The following is a 14623-nucleotide window of genomic DNA, read 5'->3' as shown; positions in this document are numbered from 1 at the left end:
CCGGTTTCTTCTTAGCCAATACCTTCAAAACATAACCTGAAACAACAAGGACATTGCTCCATGACGACTCCGAAGGAATTTAAAGCACCGCAACAGGCGACGTTTCTAAGCGACATTTTCTGGGCAACGGTAGATCGGTTCATTCCGCTGATCGAGCCGTTTAAATTCGGCGGCCCTGCGCTCAAAGCGCTGATCGTACTCTTGTTTCTGAGCGTGCCTTACCAGCTGGCCGGCGAAATGAACTATGCGGAGTATGTTACGCAGCTGCGCGACGCTCCGGAGAACGAAACGATGTCTGCTCTGGACGCGCGCATTGTGTTTTGGCTGGACCTCTTTGCTCGCCTGCTCAGTCCCGAAGCCATCGAAATATTCAGCGAGCACCTGGAGGGGGTGTTGAAGGTCGCATGGGAAGTTGTGATTTTGATCTTGGCCATTCTGTTCATGTGGTCGGTATTTGATAGCGAGGCCCTGTCGCGCGGACCGAAGGAAACGGGTGATCGTCAAACGATTCTGGGCCTTCCCGGTGAAAGGGTTTTTGCGCTCGTTCCTCCGGTTCTGCTGCTGATGGTTATCCCGTGGGTTCCTCTCTGGGCTGCCGTTCTGCCGACCACCTGTATCTTCTATTTTTTGCTGCGTCTCGAAGACAGCTTGCTCGGGCAAAAGGTCGATCGCATCCTTGGCCGAAAGGACCGCCAGACCGCGGAAACCGGACCTGACGCCTGATCGGCAGTCGCACGCCTTCCGCACATTCCATGAAAGCGCCTTACACGAGGAACGATGCCATGAGCACCATACAGGCAAAAACCCACCTTCCTTATACGATTGCAGCTGGTGTCATCAGCATCCCGCTCTGGGCGGCGCTTTTGATTGCCTGGAAGGTGAATGGCGACATTGAAACATGGCGACCGTGGCTCTTGCTCAGCTATTATGACAGCCTGCACCCGAAGGATTGGGAACTGGTGCTCTGGGGCGGTATCACCCTCGGGCTGATGACTGGCGCCGGCCTTGCCTATCTTTTTGGTGGCATGGTGTTTGGCGTAACCGCAACCGATGCGCACGGTGATGCGCGATGGGCATCTGCCAAAGAGATCCGCGCAGCTCGGCTGGTCAGCGATTGGGGGCTGGTGCTGGGCAAATTGGGAAAGCCGGAGAAAAAAGCACCGCACCTGCGCGCCCATACCGATGACCAGGGCACGGTGCTGGTCTCGGGTCCGCCCAGGTCCGGTAAAGGTGTTGGTATCATTGTCCCTACCCTGCTCGACTATCCCGGTTCGTTGATCGTCTATGATGTGAAGGGTGAGCTCTTTGAAACCACGTCCCGGCGACGGCTGGCAAAGGGGGACAAGGTGCGGGTTCTGTCGCCTTTCGACGTTCAGTTTCCGAACAACCCCGATGGCTCCCTTGTCGGCCGGTCGCACAGCTTCAACCCGCTGGTTGAGATTGCGGCAATGCCAGACCTGGAAGACCGGCTTGTGCGGATCTCGGAAATCAGCTCGGCGCTGCTGGCCCCTAAAAGCTCAACCGGCGCTGAGGCGTCACTGATGGAAGATGCGCAGGAAATCTTTGAGGCCGCCGCAGCCATCGTCTGCAATGAATCGGAACCGTCGCTTGGCCGGGTTCTTCAGGTGTTGACGCCCGAAGTGGCAGGCGATGATGAAATACCGGACTACAAAGGCATGTTTGCCGCTCTCGCTCCGCGCGCGCCTGATCCGGTTTCAAAGGGCGCGATGCTCCGGATGGCGGGTCAGGACAACAAGCAGCTGGGGATCTATCTGTCGGTCCTGATGGGGGGTGGTCTGAACGCATGGCGCAACCCCGCGATCGTTCGCGCGACAAAGCACAACGATTTTGACTTTGAATCGATGCGTTGGGAACCGCAGACCTGCTATATCTCGATTCCGGAGGCGCATAAGCAAGTGTCGCGGCCTTTGGTGCGTCTGTTCATCCAGTGCGCCATTAACGCGCTTCGTCGGCGTCTGATGGCCTCCGGTGAGGATTTCCTGCCGGTCCTGTTTCTGATCGATGAGTTTCATTCGCTGGGGAAGATGCAGGGCGTGCTCGATGCTGTGACCACCCTGCCCGGCTATGGTGGCCGGCTGTGTCTGGTTGTGCAATCGCCGGCATCACTGCGCGAACACTATGGCCCTGCAGGTGAGGAGATTCTGACCGAGAGTTCGCATCTGCATGTGTGGCTGACGCCAAACTCTGAAGAAACAAAGCAAAAGCTGTCCAAGGCGCTTGGCAACAAGACGGTGACGCAGAAATCCGTCTCGGGGCGCAACTGGTCGAAAGATCCCAGCCGGTCGGAAAGCTGGTCGGAGAAAAGCCGCGCTTTGCTTACGCCTGAAGAAATCGGCCGGTTGGGCAAGGAAGAGGTCATTATCACCGGCAAGGGCATGTTCCCGATCCGCACAAATCGGGTATCATTTTACAAAGATCATCGGTTCAAAGCGCTGAATGGCAGCCAGAAGGGCAAGCCCTGGCCGGATGTGCCAGTCGTCAAAGATGGCGTTGTGACCCGGTATGATGAGTTCCTGAAGGATGCCAACTCTCCAAAATCGGCCGAGGTCGAAGAACCGGAGCCTGAGCCTGCTGCCAAACTGTCCTTGTCGCAGCGTGCGACCGTCTCCGGACCGCGCCCTTACGATCCACCTGAGCACGACGGTTATCTTGATCAAGGCGTGTCAGGCTACGGATTCTTCGAAGATCCGAGCGAGAGTGAAGGTGAAGAAGAAACGGCCGAGGATCGCCAGCTGAAGCAAGCAATGGAATCGGTGGCGGCCCCAAGTTTTGCTGCAAATCTCGGCAGCCTCTTGGACCTCGCGCCGATCAACGCAGACAGCGAACCTGATCTGGCGGAGCTGGCGCGGCGACTGTCCCCTGACGAGCTTATCAGCCGGCTAAGACCACTGTTTCAGAACAGTGAGTGGGGTGCGCTTACATGATGCGGAAGAAATCCTGGAAAATACGTGTCAGGTGCTTGAAATACCCGGACAAAACGTATCTTTCCGCAGGCGGGCCGACGGGCTCATTGTTTCGAGTACAAAGGTAACGATCATGAAGTATTTTCTCGCGTCTTTAATGCCTTGCGCGGCAACGGCCTGTTTTGCGCTGACTGAAGATGAAGCTATCGAAAACTGGAAAGCTGCCTGCATCGATGCAGGCGGCGAATACACGGTAGATTTTATCCAGGCCGGCGACGAAGCGAAAACGCCCCAGATCATCTTCATATGTGAAGGCACTAGCTCACAGGCTGTCAGAATCGTTCCAGCCGAACCTTATCTGCAGGGCAAGTTTTCTGCAGGGCAAGCTGAAAGTGTGAAGTAAAAGGTCACATCCCGGGGAGATCAGAAGCGAGTTTTAGCTGTCCTCTTTCGTCAAAAGCCGCCAACTATTCTGAACATCCGTGAAAACTCATTGCGGGTGAGATTTGTAAGCTTCTCGGTGGGGACTTGAAGCAGGTATTCAGCGGCGTCATGCGGTGCCATAGACGCCGTAAAATCCACCGGGCTTGCGCCGAAAAGCACACGCTCTTCCGCAATCGCTGCATCAAGCAAGAGTTTAACCTCTGAGATACGAGGGCTGCGCGCCGCATTCAGAAAATTCCCGTCAAACACGGTGGTTCTCAAACCGTCATGAGCGATTGCCGCCACCAACGGCAGATTGGTAGCCGGACCCGAAGTTTTAAGGTCAAAGCCGCCCAACGTCTCGTCGTAATGCGTCGCGAACAAGCGCACATCGTCTTGCGATTCAATATGCTGCAGTAGCGCATTTAAATTGTCGCTGGTGGTGCCGTTGGAAAATCGTGTCGCTGTCATCGTTACCTGCCTCACATTTCATACAATCGCTAACAATAGGGGATGGGGTAAAGCACTGCTGACCCCGAGAGGGGGAGAAGGTCTCGGGGCCAATACCTCGGAAGTCGGCAACCAGGGCCAATGCTTTAAGCTGCTAGACACTCACAATAATTCACTGATTCCTGGCTGCTCGCTCTTCCAAGCGCCCCACTGTCGTGATGAGACCTCGTTATTACAGGAAATTCAATGGGGGGAAAACCGTACCTTGAGATAGCTCATGAACGTCAACAAGTTAGCCGGTCAGCGGTAAACATCCACCCGGAACCAACGGCGTTGCAGGTAGTATTTCGCCAGCTTCCAGATCGTCACCAAGGGCAGCAGGCTCAGGAACGCGAAGCTGACCAGGCTGGCGAGGAGCTCTGAATAGGGCAGAATGGCGTTCCTCAAAGCAATACCGACCGAAAAAAATATGCTCATCGCTATCATAAAAAGAAACAGATGAACGAACAGTTTCCTCAGCGGTGGGCGGCGCAATACTGCGCCGCAAGCTGAGCAAGCCCGATATCCGTCTCTGATTTCTGTTCCGCAAAATCCACAATTCAATGCCATATCTGTTACCTCTGCTCTCTTGGTTTTGTAATCACTTCTGCCGCAACACTCTTACGGCGACTGGTCGCCTCTGATCCCCTGTTTTCCGAAACTGGATAATGACGTCAATCATCGAACGACAGTATTCAAGGATCTCGGAATAGGTCAGGCCAGTATCCGCCTGCAGCACCATCAGGGCCAGGCGCGACAGGGCGGATTCCGGTGATGCGGAGTGCAACGTGGAAATCCCGCCCGGATGACCCGAGTTGATGGCGGACAGGAAATCATAGGCTTCGGCGCCGCGCAGCTCCCCCATGATGATCCGTTCCGGCCGGAATCGCAGACAAGCTTTCAACAGATCGCTGCTCGATGCGTTCTTGTTCACCACCAGAGATACCGCATTCGGCTGGCCGGGCCGGATCTCAAGCACGTCCTCAATGGTCATGATCCGCTCTGAGTGGTCGACTTCGCCAAGACAGGCGCGCAGCCAGGTCGTCTTGCCGGAGGAGGTCCCGCCCGATAAAAGGATGTTCCATTTGGCCCTGACGGCCGCGCGCAGGAAATCCCCAAAGCCTTTGTTTTCGTATGCGTCGAAAACAGCCTCGTCGGCAGGATCGGTGCCGGACTTCAGATCGGCCATGTTGGCATCAAGGTCTGGCAAGCCAGCCATCAGATCATCGAGCGACAGTTGCTTTGCCACGGCCCGGCGCAAGGCAAAGGCAACGCCAGCCTCGACGGCTGGTTTAACTGCAACCTGTGCCCGCCACAATGACCCGTCGATTTCAAATTGCGACCCGGCCAGCGGTGTTTTTTCCGAAATCGGATTGCCGCCGGCAAGATCGTGGGCGAGCGCTTCGGCATCATCCTCACCCATCGGCTCGTCCAGCTGGCGCATCGCCGGCTCACCACTGCGCTCGATCCAGACCCGACCATCCGGGTTCAGAACGATTTCAGACAGGAGAGGATCGGAGAGCAGTTGCCCTCCGAAGACCCGATTCAACGTGCTTTCCAGGTGACGGCTCATCGGCTGATACCCCGATCACCTTTGGCACGTTCCTCCCGCTCCCGTCGCCGCTGCTCTTGCACCGCAGGATCGCGGTCGATCTGTCGATCGAGGTTTTTCACATCCCACGCGGTGCGGGTGACATTGACGCGTTCCGGCTCGTCGGTCTCGGGGTTCCGGCGAGACCGGGTGACTTCTTCTTTGCCAGCTTTGACGAACGTGGCCTTGTCACCGATAGAGATATTGTTCCGTGCCATCTGGTCTTGCAGGGCGGTGCCCCAGAGCCGTTCCGGCTCGTCTTTGCCCTCGACCTTCATATCCACATAGAACGACTTGCTGTTTGGATCATCGGGGCGCGCCAGTGCCTCTTTGGCATCAACGATGACACCTGTGACGCCGGTTTCAACGGAGACCTCCTGCCGGACAGCACGGTCCTGCTGGCCTTTTTCTTCCGGCCGGTCTTGGGGTGCATCCCTTTTGATACGCGCAGCCTCTTGCAGTGGTTCAAGCCCGCGCTGCTCCTCGCGCGGTGCCCGCTCGATGTCAGATGCCTTCCATGCCCGGCGCTGTGCCTCGATGGTCTTCTCTTCGCCGGTCTTCGGATCGACTTTGCTGACCGTCACCTTCTTGTAGCCGTCATGGGCAAGCGTGGCCGTGTCACCGATGTTGAGGTTTTCGCGCTGCATCAGGTCGGGCAGATCAACGCCCCAGACGCGGAACGGCTTGTCCCGGCCCTCTACCTTCAAATCGACATAAGGCGAGAGGCTGTCTTTCTCGTCTTCTTTGTAGAGCGTAGACCCGGCCTTGACGATCTGTCCGCGCACGCCCGCGTCCAGATCGGGACGTTGCGGTGCTGATCCGGCAGTGCGGGCGTCTGGGGCCTGGCTTCGACGTTCTGGGCCCGGGCGCGCTGCGCCCTCGCCGCGATCCGGCGCGCGGACTGTGATCTTCGCCTGCAGGCGGTTGGAAACGTCCAACGGGTTTTCTTTCTGGTAGCTGGGATCATCCAGTTTCCGCTGATCCTGACGTTCCAGCTCATTGACAACGGCCTCGTTGACCCGCCCTTTCAGGTACTCTTCTCCCCTGCCCTCGGAGAATGCGCGATTGATCGAGCGAATTTCGGTGCGCGCATCGCGGTAGGTTTCGGCGGCATCCTTGTACGCGGCCTTCATGTCGGCCCGCGCCTGGTTCTCGCTGAGCGAATGCGCGTTTGCCAAGGTCTTAACATCGCGTTCAAACCAGTTCTCGCGCGTCTGCCGGTCCACATCGGCGCCATTGCGGATGCGCGACAATACCAGGTCGCCATTGATGCCCATCGCTTCGAACCGCTCGGCAACCTGCCTGTCGGCATCCTTCAGGACCGCCTTGGTAGCCGCGCTGCGCGGATCATTGGAATCTGCCCGTGGATCTGCCCGCTCCTGATCGATCGGCTGAGTGCGCGTTGGATCTGTCGCATCCCGTTCTGCCGCCCGGCGCTGGCGTGTGGGATCAACGTCATCGCGGCCCACCTCAGCATCATCGTCCCGTTCCAGGCGTTTGCCAAAGAACGTCTTGGTCTCTTCATCCATAAGCGGCTCATAGTCCCGCAGAACACGAGAAATTGCTGCCTCGGTCTGGCTGCGCTTATCCTCGTCTTCCATGGCTTCGGCCTTGTCAGTCATACCCTGGATGAATGTCCGGATATCGCTGCCAATGGCTTTTATCTCACCATCAATGGCCGGCGCGCGAGCCGGGTCCATCTGGTTGGCGACTTGTGCGTTCATGTCGATTTCCTCTCTTTTGAGAACCCCGTCCGTCACCAGGATTGATGCTGCGCCGAGTACAGCTTTACTGAAGGCCCCAAGGGTCTCGGCACGCCCTGGGTATTGTGTTGTGAAAATGCCCTGTTTGACCCCGGCGTGATGCGACCGGAGTGTTTCGCCCAGGGCGGCGTAGTCTGCGTTGCGCTGATCTTTCATGACCTGCAGCTGGTCCGGCGCGACGGGCTGTTGTCGGCCGATCCCAAAGAAGGGAAAACCGCTGCGCTGCTCCGGGTCGGGCCGTTCGCGCAGATCCCGGCCGTCGCGGCGTGCGTGCACCCGTGCACTGCTTTCGCGCTCGGGGCGCAGGTTGCGGCTGAACCGGCTGGTGGCGGTCAGGACTATACCAACGTCCCGTGCGGTTTCAGCCTGTAGCTCGCGCAGATCCTGCGTCGTAATCCCGTACCGGCTGATCTGAAGGGTCTTGCCAGACGCCCCTGCCCGGCTGATGACCAGATGCGTGTGTGGGTGGCCGGTGTCGTCGTGATGGGCCATCACATATTTGTAGCGGTCGCCGAACTCACCATTCGTCAGCCTCTCGCCAAAAGCGCGCGCGGCCTGTTTCGCTGCCTCCCGGTCGGTGTCTTTCGGATAAGACAGGATGACGTGATAGCTGTAGTTCGTGACCCGCGCGTCCATCCGGGCCCAGTCTTTCGCCCATTCGTCCTGGACGTCGCGCAGTCCGTCCATCCCATGCGTCAACTCGCCGGTATCGCCGCGCTCCATTTCGACGGTGCCCTTGCGGGTGATGTAGGACAGTTGACCGCCCAGGCGGCCGGACGCCGTGACGCCACCACCACGAACAACCTTGACCACCGCCTGATTGGTCAAAAGCGCATTGGCAATCATGCCTGCCGGCCCGCCTGACGCGCTCGGCCGCTGCGCCGGCCGACGCCGCGGCCGCACGGGGTTTTGACCAGCCCGCGGTTTCAGGTTCGGGATAAGTTGAAACTCCCCAAAAAGCGCGTCCCATGCTGGGTCATATGCGGTGGTAAGGCTGGTCACGATTTGACCTTTGCGTTGGGGGACACACGCGCTGCGCGCTGTTTCTCGGCCACACGCTCGATCTGAAGTGCGCGGGTAAAGGATCGCTCGTGGGCTGCGTCGGAGTAGTCTTCGAACAATTGACGCAACACACGGATCTCGACCTTCATGGCCTCGATTTGATCTTCCGTGCGTTTGTTGAGCCGGAACTTGCCGGCATTGGCGGCACGGGTCATCTGGTTGAGGTTGTTCGCCATGCCGGCCAGCTGCACCAGGTGCTCGTGGAATTGCTGCGTCCGCAACTCTTCTTTCGTAGGAATCCCGAACGCCACACGTAGGCAAACTCGAACCAGTGCTGTGACGCTGCGCAGCTGCATGGCCTTCCTGCGCTGGTCAAGGAACGTCCATTCGTCCTCGTCAAAGCGCATGGATTTTACAAGAGTCTTAGGTACGCCGGATGGCATCGGGGTTTTCTCCACGATCAGAAATCGTGCGAGGCCCCGTCAGACCGCGCGTATGTAGCTTCATTTGTAAGTTGAACAGATAGCCTACTGCAAGTACAAATGAATGTCGGTACTACATTCACTATAATCCCGCAAAGTTAGCGTAGGATGTAGACTGTCTGTAGCACGAGACACAACCGTTTGCAGCCGGTGGCCACCAGTCTGCAACGGTTGCAGGTCGGTACGCTACAGACCAGCGGCAAGCCGCGCCCGACTGTCGGCGGACTGCTGATGGCTGACCACCAACCATCTAACGCTGCACTACGGTCGTCAGTGGTCGACTGTCGGTCGGCAGCGCTAAGCGGTTGCGCGGTCGTCGTAAAACGGCCGTTGCGGATTGCTTAGAAAAGCAATAGCGTAGATTTCAGCGCGGGTGACGGATCGTGCGATAACTTGTAATCGCGAGCCCGGTTGTGGCACGCCGCAGAGCGGCGTGGCTTTCGGGCACAGACCCGGAGACCAAATTGAAAATCTATGCAGCCGTAAACTCCAAAGGCGGGGCGGGGAAATCTTCCATGCTCGTCGCCTTCGCTTCTGCTTTGCACCATCAGGGAAAAAAGGTGCGCATCCTCGATCTGGATTCACAAGGCACGCTCTCGGACTGGTTGAATCCCAATAACGGGCTGGAACCGATCCCTACCGATGAGCTGCTGATCGAGGCCGGGCAGTTTGCCAAGGAAGATGCAGAGAATGCAAAACGGGCTTATGCCCACATTCTTGAAGCCGAAAAGGCGGGGGGCTTTGACTATCTGTTGATCGACACCAAGGGCGAACCCAGCATGACGGCCGCCATGGCAATGGCCGTGGCTGACATGGTGCTGTGCCCCTCTGATGGGTCGTCGGCGGAATACAATCCAATCATGGTCACTTACAGATCATGCGAAGCGGCGTTGCAGCAAATTGGCAGCGCAGCTGATCCGCAAGACAAGTTTCGGATCGTGTTCACCCGCCAGTCCATTGCGCAGTCAGCTGGTATTCAGAAAGGCAAACGGTCGTTGAAAAAGCAGTTTCGCTGTATCGGCGGAATCGCCGACACAGCGGCTATGGATGACGCGCTTCGGGCAGGGACAACGATCGGGCGGCTGATGGGCTTTGCTCAGGAGGCCATAGAACAGGCGGATACGCAGACCGCCCGTTCAAACGCCCGGCGCATGGCGGATCGGTGTCAAAAAGCGCTGAGCAATGCCGCCTATGTTCTGAACGCCCTGAAGGAAAGCGAGGCCCAGAATGTCGCGGCCTAAGAGCATAGATAGCCTGCTGAACGGCCCCGCATCTGAAATCGCGCCGACCGTGACAGAGCTTAAACAGCAAGAGCAGGGTGAGCCATCAGCTGAACCAAAGGCTGAGCCTGCCAAACAGGCGAAGCAGTCACCACGCGAACGCAAGGGAAAGGCCCCTGTTCAAGTGGCGCCCAAACCCAATACCCCGATCCGGTTTCAGATTTCGGCCCCGGAAGGCGGTGAAGTCGAGCGAGCTTTACACGATATTCTTGCCTCAATCCCTGAAGCCCTGCGGTCAGGCATCAGCATTGGCGCTTTGTTCAGGCAGGTCATGATCCAAAATGATGCGGAGATTGCCGCGATGATCCGAAAGAGCGTTGGAGAATAAGACCCATGGGTAAAAAGAAAGCTGACAGAGCAAAAACCAAACCGATCACAACAGCACAGGGCGAGGAAGGGCAACCTGTTCGCGTGCAAATCTCAACCTCCGACGGCTCAGAAATTGCAGTTGCGCTGGAAGAGATCCGCAACAACATACCGCTTGCCTTCCAGAAGAGCTTTAATCTGGGGGCCTATTTCAAAGAGGTTTTGCGGGACAATGACGCAGAGATTGCAAAAATGATCAGAACCACGATAAAGGATCAAACGCTGCATTGATCCCGTTTTGTTCTGTCGATGCAAAACTCCAAACTCGCGCTGGTGGTCAGGGCATCGCCGGCCGAGGGTTACCCACAGGCTGACGCTGAGATATTTGGGGTCTCTGCTTACAGCCTGCTTCGGTCAGGACAATTTCGCCCAAGGTTGAAATTGCCCTGACTGGATAACCCTCGGCCGCGCCAGCGGAGAGGGCATTCCAAAGTTCTTGGGCCAGTACATGCGGGTAGCGGCGGAATGAACAAGGAAAGGGCTGACAGTGCGCGCTTGGGATTATCCTCTGGATATCGTCCGGCTCAAATGTGAGACGTGTGGACGCTACGGCCAGTATTCAAAAGCGCGATTCATTGAGCTTGTCGGAGCGGATACGTCATTGCCAGAGGCAAGGTACAAAATCGCCAAAGACTGTCCACGCGAGAAAAGCGGAATAGCGCTGCACAACCGCTGTGGTGTGAGTTACCCGGACCTATCGAAAATCGGCAACACCAAGGAAAATCTAAAGCGATGATGCGTTGCGAAGTGAAAACAGCCCAGCCTCAAAAGAGACTGAGCTGGTCGCCTTGGATCGCAGGGCCATCACCCAGCGATTTGATGCGTTCCTTGCGTTCTGCTTCGTCTTGTGCAGCCTGTTCAGCCTCGGCCCTGGCCTGTGCTTCGCGCTCTGCCTTTTGCTTGGCAAACGGATCGCCATTGGCACCGACAAAAACAGGCGCGGCGGCGGTGTATGCGCCTGTGAAGGTTTCCAGGCTGATGCTGTTGCCGTGAATGACCTGCCCGGCCAGACCGCGCGCAGTCAGCTGCAGATAGGCCATGTGATAGGTCGCGCGTGATAACTCGGTTGCCCGAATCCAAACGCTTGTTTCCAGTTCAAAGCCCATACCCTCGATGGTGTCGGCAACGGCCAGCAACATGCCGCCTGCCCCGGCGGCGGGCTCGTCAATCGTTATGAACCCTTCCGCCTCGATGGTCGCTTTGGCATCGGTCAAGGTCATTTCCGCCATCATGCGCGACACCTCGTAAGGGGTAAAGAACTGGCCCAGCTTGGCATCCAGCACACCCAACTCACCGGCCACCATGCCGAGAAAGTCACACCCGCCATTGCCGATCGTTCCGGCCATGATAGCCAGCAATTCGGGCATACGGCGGATGTCGTCTTTGTTGCGATAGCGCCCGACCACCTCCATATACTGCGCCTCAAGCGCGTCTCTTTGGGCTTCATCGGGGCAGGCACGCTTAGCCAGCGCACAATACGAGAGTTCGCAGAAATCGCGGAAAATCTCGTCCCGGTGCTTGGATCGGTCAAGCTCGTTGATGATCCGCACAAAGTCATTAACCGCCGGAATCATGCTGACGCCTTGATGTCGGACGGGTCGCTAACAGCCTGCTCGTATACTGCAACCGAGTGGCCGCAATCGTCGCAATCCCATTCATCATAGACGGCGGAAAGCTCCCATAGCTGTAGCTCAGGGTTCCATTCAGCGTGGGCGTCCCGCTTCACGTTCTGCCCGCCGCAGTTCGAGCAATGGACGGTAAAGGGGGCACTCATGCGCCGCGCCCCTCGGTCCATTCCGTCGCCCATTCGTCCATCTCTGCCACGGTGTCACCGGTTGAGTTTGTGATGGTCATGCAGGGCTTGATTTTGGCGGCCTTGTGGTGGTCCTGCCCGATTGCGCGCAGCAAAACTGCGTTGTCGCAGTAAACCCGGTGGTACTCGGTTCCGTAGTCGAACAAGAGAGTGTATTCGGTTTGGATGCTGGACATGTTCACGCCTCCTGATTGCCGTAGAGCGCTTGCGCGGCGTCATCGATGGCGTCGAACGCGGCCCGAGACAGCGCCTTGTGATCCTCGGTTGCGATTTCGGGCAATTGCATGAATGCGGCGCAGTCTTCGCGGAAAGACTGGTAGCGCGCGCGGTCGCTGAGAAACCCGGCTTGGTGGGCGGCGCTGCGCACGATATCCATCAGGTCGGCAACCCATGCCTCATAGACCATGCCGCAATCGGTGTCGGCGAAGCCCTGCTGGACCTCTGCCAGTGCTTTGCGGTGGGCTGCGTCGTGCTGGACCTGTTGCCAGTAGGCGGGATCATTGAGGTTCTGGATTATGATATCAGCCATTGTTGGCCTCTCTTTCGTGGTGATGCGGTGGCCGATGTGCGCCAGACCTGTCCGCTTGCGGTTTGCTGTGAACACAGCAGGCCAAGGAAACGGCCTGCTGGACTGCCATCAGCCACATGCACCCCTTCGCGTTTTTCCCGGCGAAGGAGGGGGGCCGATGGAAAAGATCCGTTTCTGATCCGAGGACTGGGGGTCAGGCTGAAAAACGGAAGGTTTGGCCGCGCAGCGGGTGAAAGCCGTTTTTCTGCTTGAGGCGCAAAAAAGAGATATGTGAGCCGCGCCGTGGCGCGGATCTCTCTTTGCGCCTTCCCCCTGGACCGGATCTGATACGAGAGCTTTTCGGCCCCCTGACGTTCGGGGAAACAAGCGCCGCAGACCGTTAGTCGGTCTGCGCTTTGCTCGATGTCTATCGAGCGTGATCCTTGCGAAAGGCTGAGCGCAGCGAGGGAATCGCGTCACCCGCAGGGACGAAACAACCAGGTGCAGGCGACCATTTGGCCGTGCCGGCAAGCTGGCTCAGAGAGACAGGTTCCGGCACACTCGGGCCAAAGGTCGATCGCACGTGGTTGGTTCGGGGAGGAGGCCGGCACAGCCGGCGTCCGAGTAGGGACCGGTCACGCGCTGAAAGCGCGGGATTTGCCATACTCATCGTCATCAAATTGAGCTACATCAGTCAGAACCATAGAAAGACCAATTGCTGTATTTTGAGCCGCATCACATGAACCTCGACAAGCTTTCTCCACCCAAACGACTTGCAAAGCGAGTTTGGTTTTCAAAGACAGAAGATGAGCTCACTGCTGTTACGGTGGTTGCCTTTGAGGATTCTTCTGGAATTGGGAGAAAGACCAAAGGCAGTTGGGGGCTTGTGTTTCGGGTTAAGGCAACGGTGGAGACCTCGTTTGGCGGCGCAGTTGGCGATGAGTACGAAGTCGCGGTGATTTACGAAAAGGCCAAAGCTGAAGAAAAGGATGTTCCGTTTGATGCTTTCGCCTTCAAAAGCGGTGAGTCTCTTTTCAAGTTTTTGGAACCTTACGGATTCAAAGGTTTTGACTTACCGAGCAAAGCAGGCGACGAGCGCGTGGTTTTGCGGGGTGATACATGAATTCCGCAATGGAAAACGCGAGGGGCCGCTACAGCATTTTCCCGGTATAACCAAGGGGGAGTATCGGGGACGCCTGAAGGGGGAATTAGGCGCTCAAATGCTGTAGCGGTTGTTCTGAGTGGCCACCAAAGCGGACACCCCTTTGAGTAGAATAGCGGTTGAACCCGATCAGCCTGAAATTTGACGACAGCGGATTCATGCTGACCAGCCGAGAGCCGGAGCAAAGGAAAGGGCGGTCTGTGCCGCCCTGCCCTTCGGTTATTCGGTTACGCCGTCCTCGTCGTTCCGTTTTGGGAAGGCCACCATTTCGACACCGGGGAACATGCTGTGTTTGACGGTGATCGATTTGATTTCGCCTGTTGTGTCGTCGGTGCTGACGAAGAGAACCCCGCAGCGGTCCCAGAAGTTCTTGCCATCTTTTTCACCTGCTTTGACGTTCAGTTTCAGAGTTTGAGTTGCCATTGTTAGATCCTCGCTTTTGAGTGTTTCGATGGACATTTTTTTTGCGGGCACAAAGGAGATGTCAGCGGCTATTTTGTTTCGCGATGCAAAGCCGGGCGTGCCCGGCTGCGGAAAATAGCCGTTGAAGCTGCTGATCTGTTGCCAGATCGGCAGCGCCATTTCCGTCTGCTCGCATATGTTCATCTTGAAGAAACACGGGGAGTGAGGATCTTCATTGGCAACGGCGGTGAACCTGTCAGGGCGGATGAGAGGCAAGAATTTCTGGGCCCGATGCGCGCGGAACGATCGAACGGTAGTTCAACGGTAACACGGCGAAATCAGGTCGATCTGCCACAAGCGCACCGTTTTGACCTATGAGCTGGTGGCCTTCCCAAAACGGAATGACCCTCAGGAGATA

17 protein-coding genes and 1 pseudogene are annotated in these 14623 nt (G+C 57.3%); 7 read left to right on the top strand and 11 right to left on the bottom strand.

The genetic code is table 11. From position 1 onward, the window contains the following. The first annotated feature begins 60 nt into the window (after window positions 1-60). The 3 genes from ACR0CR_RS19495 (at window position 61) to ACR0CR_RS19485 (ending at window position 3327) form a co-directional block, all read left to right on the top strand. Complete coding sequence (locus ACR0CR_RS19495) at window positions 61-723, top strand: hypothetical protein (protein ID WP_480602423.1); 663 nt, start codon at window positions 61-63, stop codon at window positions 721-723. Window positions 724-782: 59 nt separating this feature from the next. Further along, window positions 783-2945 (top strand): type IV secretory system conjugative DNA transfer family protein, encoded by a 2163-nt coding sequence (locus ACR0CR_RS19490; RefSeq protein WP_480602420.1) that lies wholly within the window; start codon window positions 783-785, stop codon window positions 2943-2945. A gap of 112 nt (window positions 2946-3057) precedes the next feature. Beyond that, on the top strand, window positions 3058-3327 hold the full coding sequence (locus ACR0CR_RS19485) for a hypothetical protein (RefSeq protein ID WP_480602418.1): 270 nt from the start codon (window positions 3058-3060) through the stop codon (window positions 3325-3327). Between the two features lie 50 nt (window positions 3328-3377). Here the strand turns inward: ACR0CR_RS19485 and ACR0CR_RS19480 are convergent, their stop codons facing one another. The 6 genes and pseudogenes from ACR0CR_RS19480 to ACR0CR_RS19455 form a co-directional block, all read right to left on the bottom strand. After that, the gene (locus ACR0CR_RS19480; protein ID WP_480602416.1) at window positions 3378-3818 is read right to left on the bottom strand and encodes a hypothetical protein; all 441 of its coding nucleotides are present in this window, start codon (window positions 3816-3818) and stop codon (window positions 3378-3380) included. 279 nt (window positions 3819-4097) lie between these two features. After that, the gene (locus ACR0CR_RS19475) at window positions 4098-4274 is read right to left on the bottom strand and encodes a hypothetical protein (RefSeq protein ID WP_480602483.1); all 177 of its coding nucleotides are present in this window, start codon (window positions 4272-4274) and stop codon (window positions 4098-4100) included. 60 nt (window positions 4275-4334) lie between these two features. Continuing rightward, window positions 4335-4406 (bottom strand): annotated as a pseudogene (locus ACR0CR_RS19470) (zinc-ribbon domain-containing protein); the annotation flags it as partial. Window positions 4407-4437: 31 nt separating this feature from the next. Continuing rightward, window positions 4438-5409 (bottom strand): ATPase, T2SS/T4P/T4SS family, encoded by a 972-nt coding sequence (locus ACR0CR_RS19465; protein WP_480602413.1) that lies wholly within the window; start codon window positions 5407-5409, stop codon window positions 4438-4440. Beyond that, complete coding sequence (locus ACR0CR_RS19460) at window positions 5406-8036, bottom strand: relaxase/mobilization nuclease domain-containing protein (protein ID WP_480602411.1); 2631 nt, start codon at window positions 8034-8036, stop codon at window positions 5406-5408. Before ACR0CR_RS19460 ends, ACR0CR_RS19465 begins: the two co-directional genes overlap by 4 nt. A gap of 152 nt (window positions 8037-8188) precedes the next feature. After that, the gene (locus tag ACR0CR_RS19455) at window positions 8189-8635 is read right to left on the bottom strand and encodes a MobC family plasmid mobilization relaxosome protein (protein WP_480602409.1); all 447 of its coding nucleotides are present in this window, start codon (window positions 8633-8635) and stop codon (window positions 8189-8191) included. 452 nt (window positions 8636-9087) lie between these two features. On the opposite strand from ACR0CR_RS19455, the gene ACR0CR_RS19450 reads away from it, so the two are divergent. From ACR0CR_RS19450 to ACR0CR_RS19440, 3 genes are read left to right on the top strand one after another with little or no spacing between them, the layout of a single operon-like run. Then, a complete protein-coding gene (locus ACR0CR_RS19450) occupies window positions 9088-9915 on the top strand; it encodes an AAA family ATPase (RefSeq protein ID WP_480602408.1) in 828 nt (275 codons plus the stop codon). Further along, entirely contained in the window at window positions 9902-10282 is a 381-nt protein-coding gene (locus ACR0CR_RS19445; protein WP_480602406.1) for a hypothetical protein, read from the top strand. The genes ACR0CR_RS19450 and ACR0CR_RS19445 overlap by 14 nt, the downstream gene beginning before the upstream one ends. 5 nt (window positions 10283-10287) lie before the next feature. Further along, the gene (locus ACR0CR_RS19440) at window positions 10288-10551 is read left to right on the top strand and encodes a hypothetical protein (RefSeq protein WP_480602404.1); all 264 of its coding nucleotides are present in this window, start codon (window positions 10288-10290) and stop codon (window positions 10549-10551) included. A gap of 533 nt (window positions 10552-11084) precedes the next feature. Here the strand turns inward: ACR0CR_RS19440 and ACR0CR_RS19435 are convergent. From ACR0CR_RS19435 to ACR0CR_RS19420, 4 genes are read right to left on the bottom strand one after another with little or no spacing between them, the layout of a single operon-like run. Further along, window positions 11085-11894: an N-6 DNA methylase gene (locus tag ACR0CR_RS19435; RefSeq protein ID WP_480602401.1), complete on the bottom strand. Its 810-nt coding sequence runs from the start codon at window positions 11892-11894 to the stop codon at window positions 11085-11087. Then, window positions 11891-12094, bottom strand: coding sequence for a hypothetical protein (locus ACR0CR_RS19430; RefSeq protein ID WP_480602399.1), 204 nt, complete (start codon window positions 12092-12094; stop codon window positions 11891-11893). Before ACR0CR_RS19430 ends, ACR0CR_RS19435 begins: the two co-directional genes overlap by 4 nt. Continuing rightward, a complete protein-coding gene (locus ACR0CR_RS19425; protein ID WP_480602397.1) occupies window positions 12091-12309 on the bottom strand; it encodes a hypothetical protein in 219 nt (72 codons plus the stop codon). Before ACR0CR_RS19425 ends, ACR0CR_RS19430 begins: the two co-directional genes overlap by 4 nt. A gap of 2 nt (window positions 12310-12311) precedes the next feature. Next, window positions 12312-12662 (bottom strand): hypothetical protein, encoded by a 351-nt coding sequence (locus ACR0CR_RS19420; RefSeq protein ID WP_480602395.1) that lies wholly within the window; start codon window positions 12660-12662, stop codon window positions 12312-12314. Between the two features lie 718 nt (window positions 12663-13380). Here ACR0CR_RS19420 and ACR0CR_RS19415 point away from each other — a divergent pair. Then, window positions 13381-13764, top strand: coding sequence for a hypothetical protein (locus ACR0CR_RS19415; RefSeq protein ID WP_480602392.1), 384 nt, complete (start codon window positions 13381-13383; stop codon window positions 13762-13764). 258 nt (window positions 13765-14022) lie between these two features. On the opposite strand, the gene ACR0CR_RS19410 is transcribed toward ACR0CR_RS19415, so the two are convergent. Beyond that, complete coding sequence (locus tag ACR0CR_RS19410) at window positions 14023-14385, bottom strand: hypothetical protein (RefSeq protein ID WP_480602389.1); 363 nt, start codon at window positions 14383-14385, stop codon at window positions 14023-14025. Window positions 14386-14623 lie beyond the last annotated feature (238 nt).

It is taken from the genome of Ruegeria sp. AM2 (genome assembly GCF_056540685.1).
Note: the sequence above shows the minus strand (reverse complement) of the source record. Positions and strands in the feature narration are given on the sequence as shown.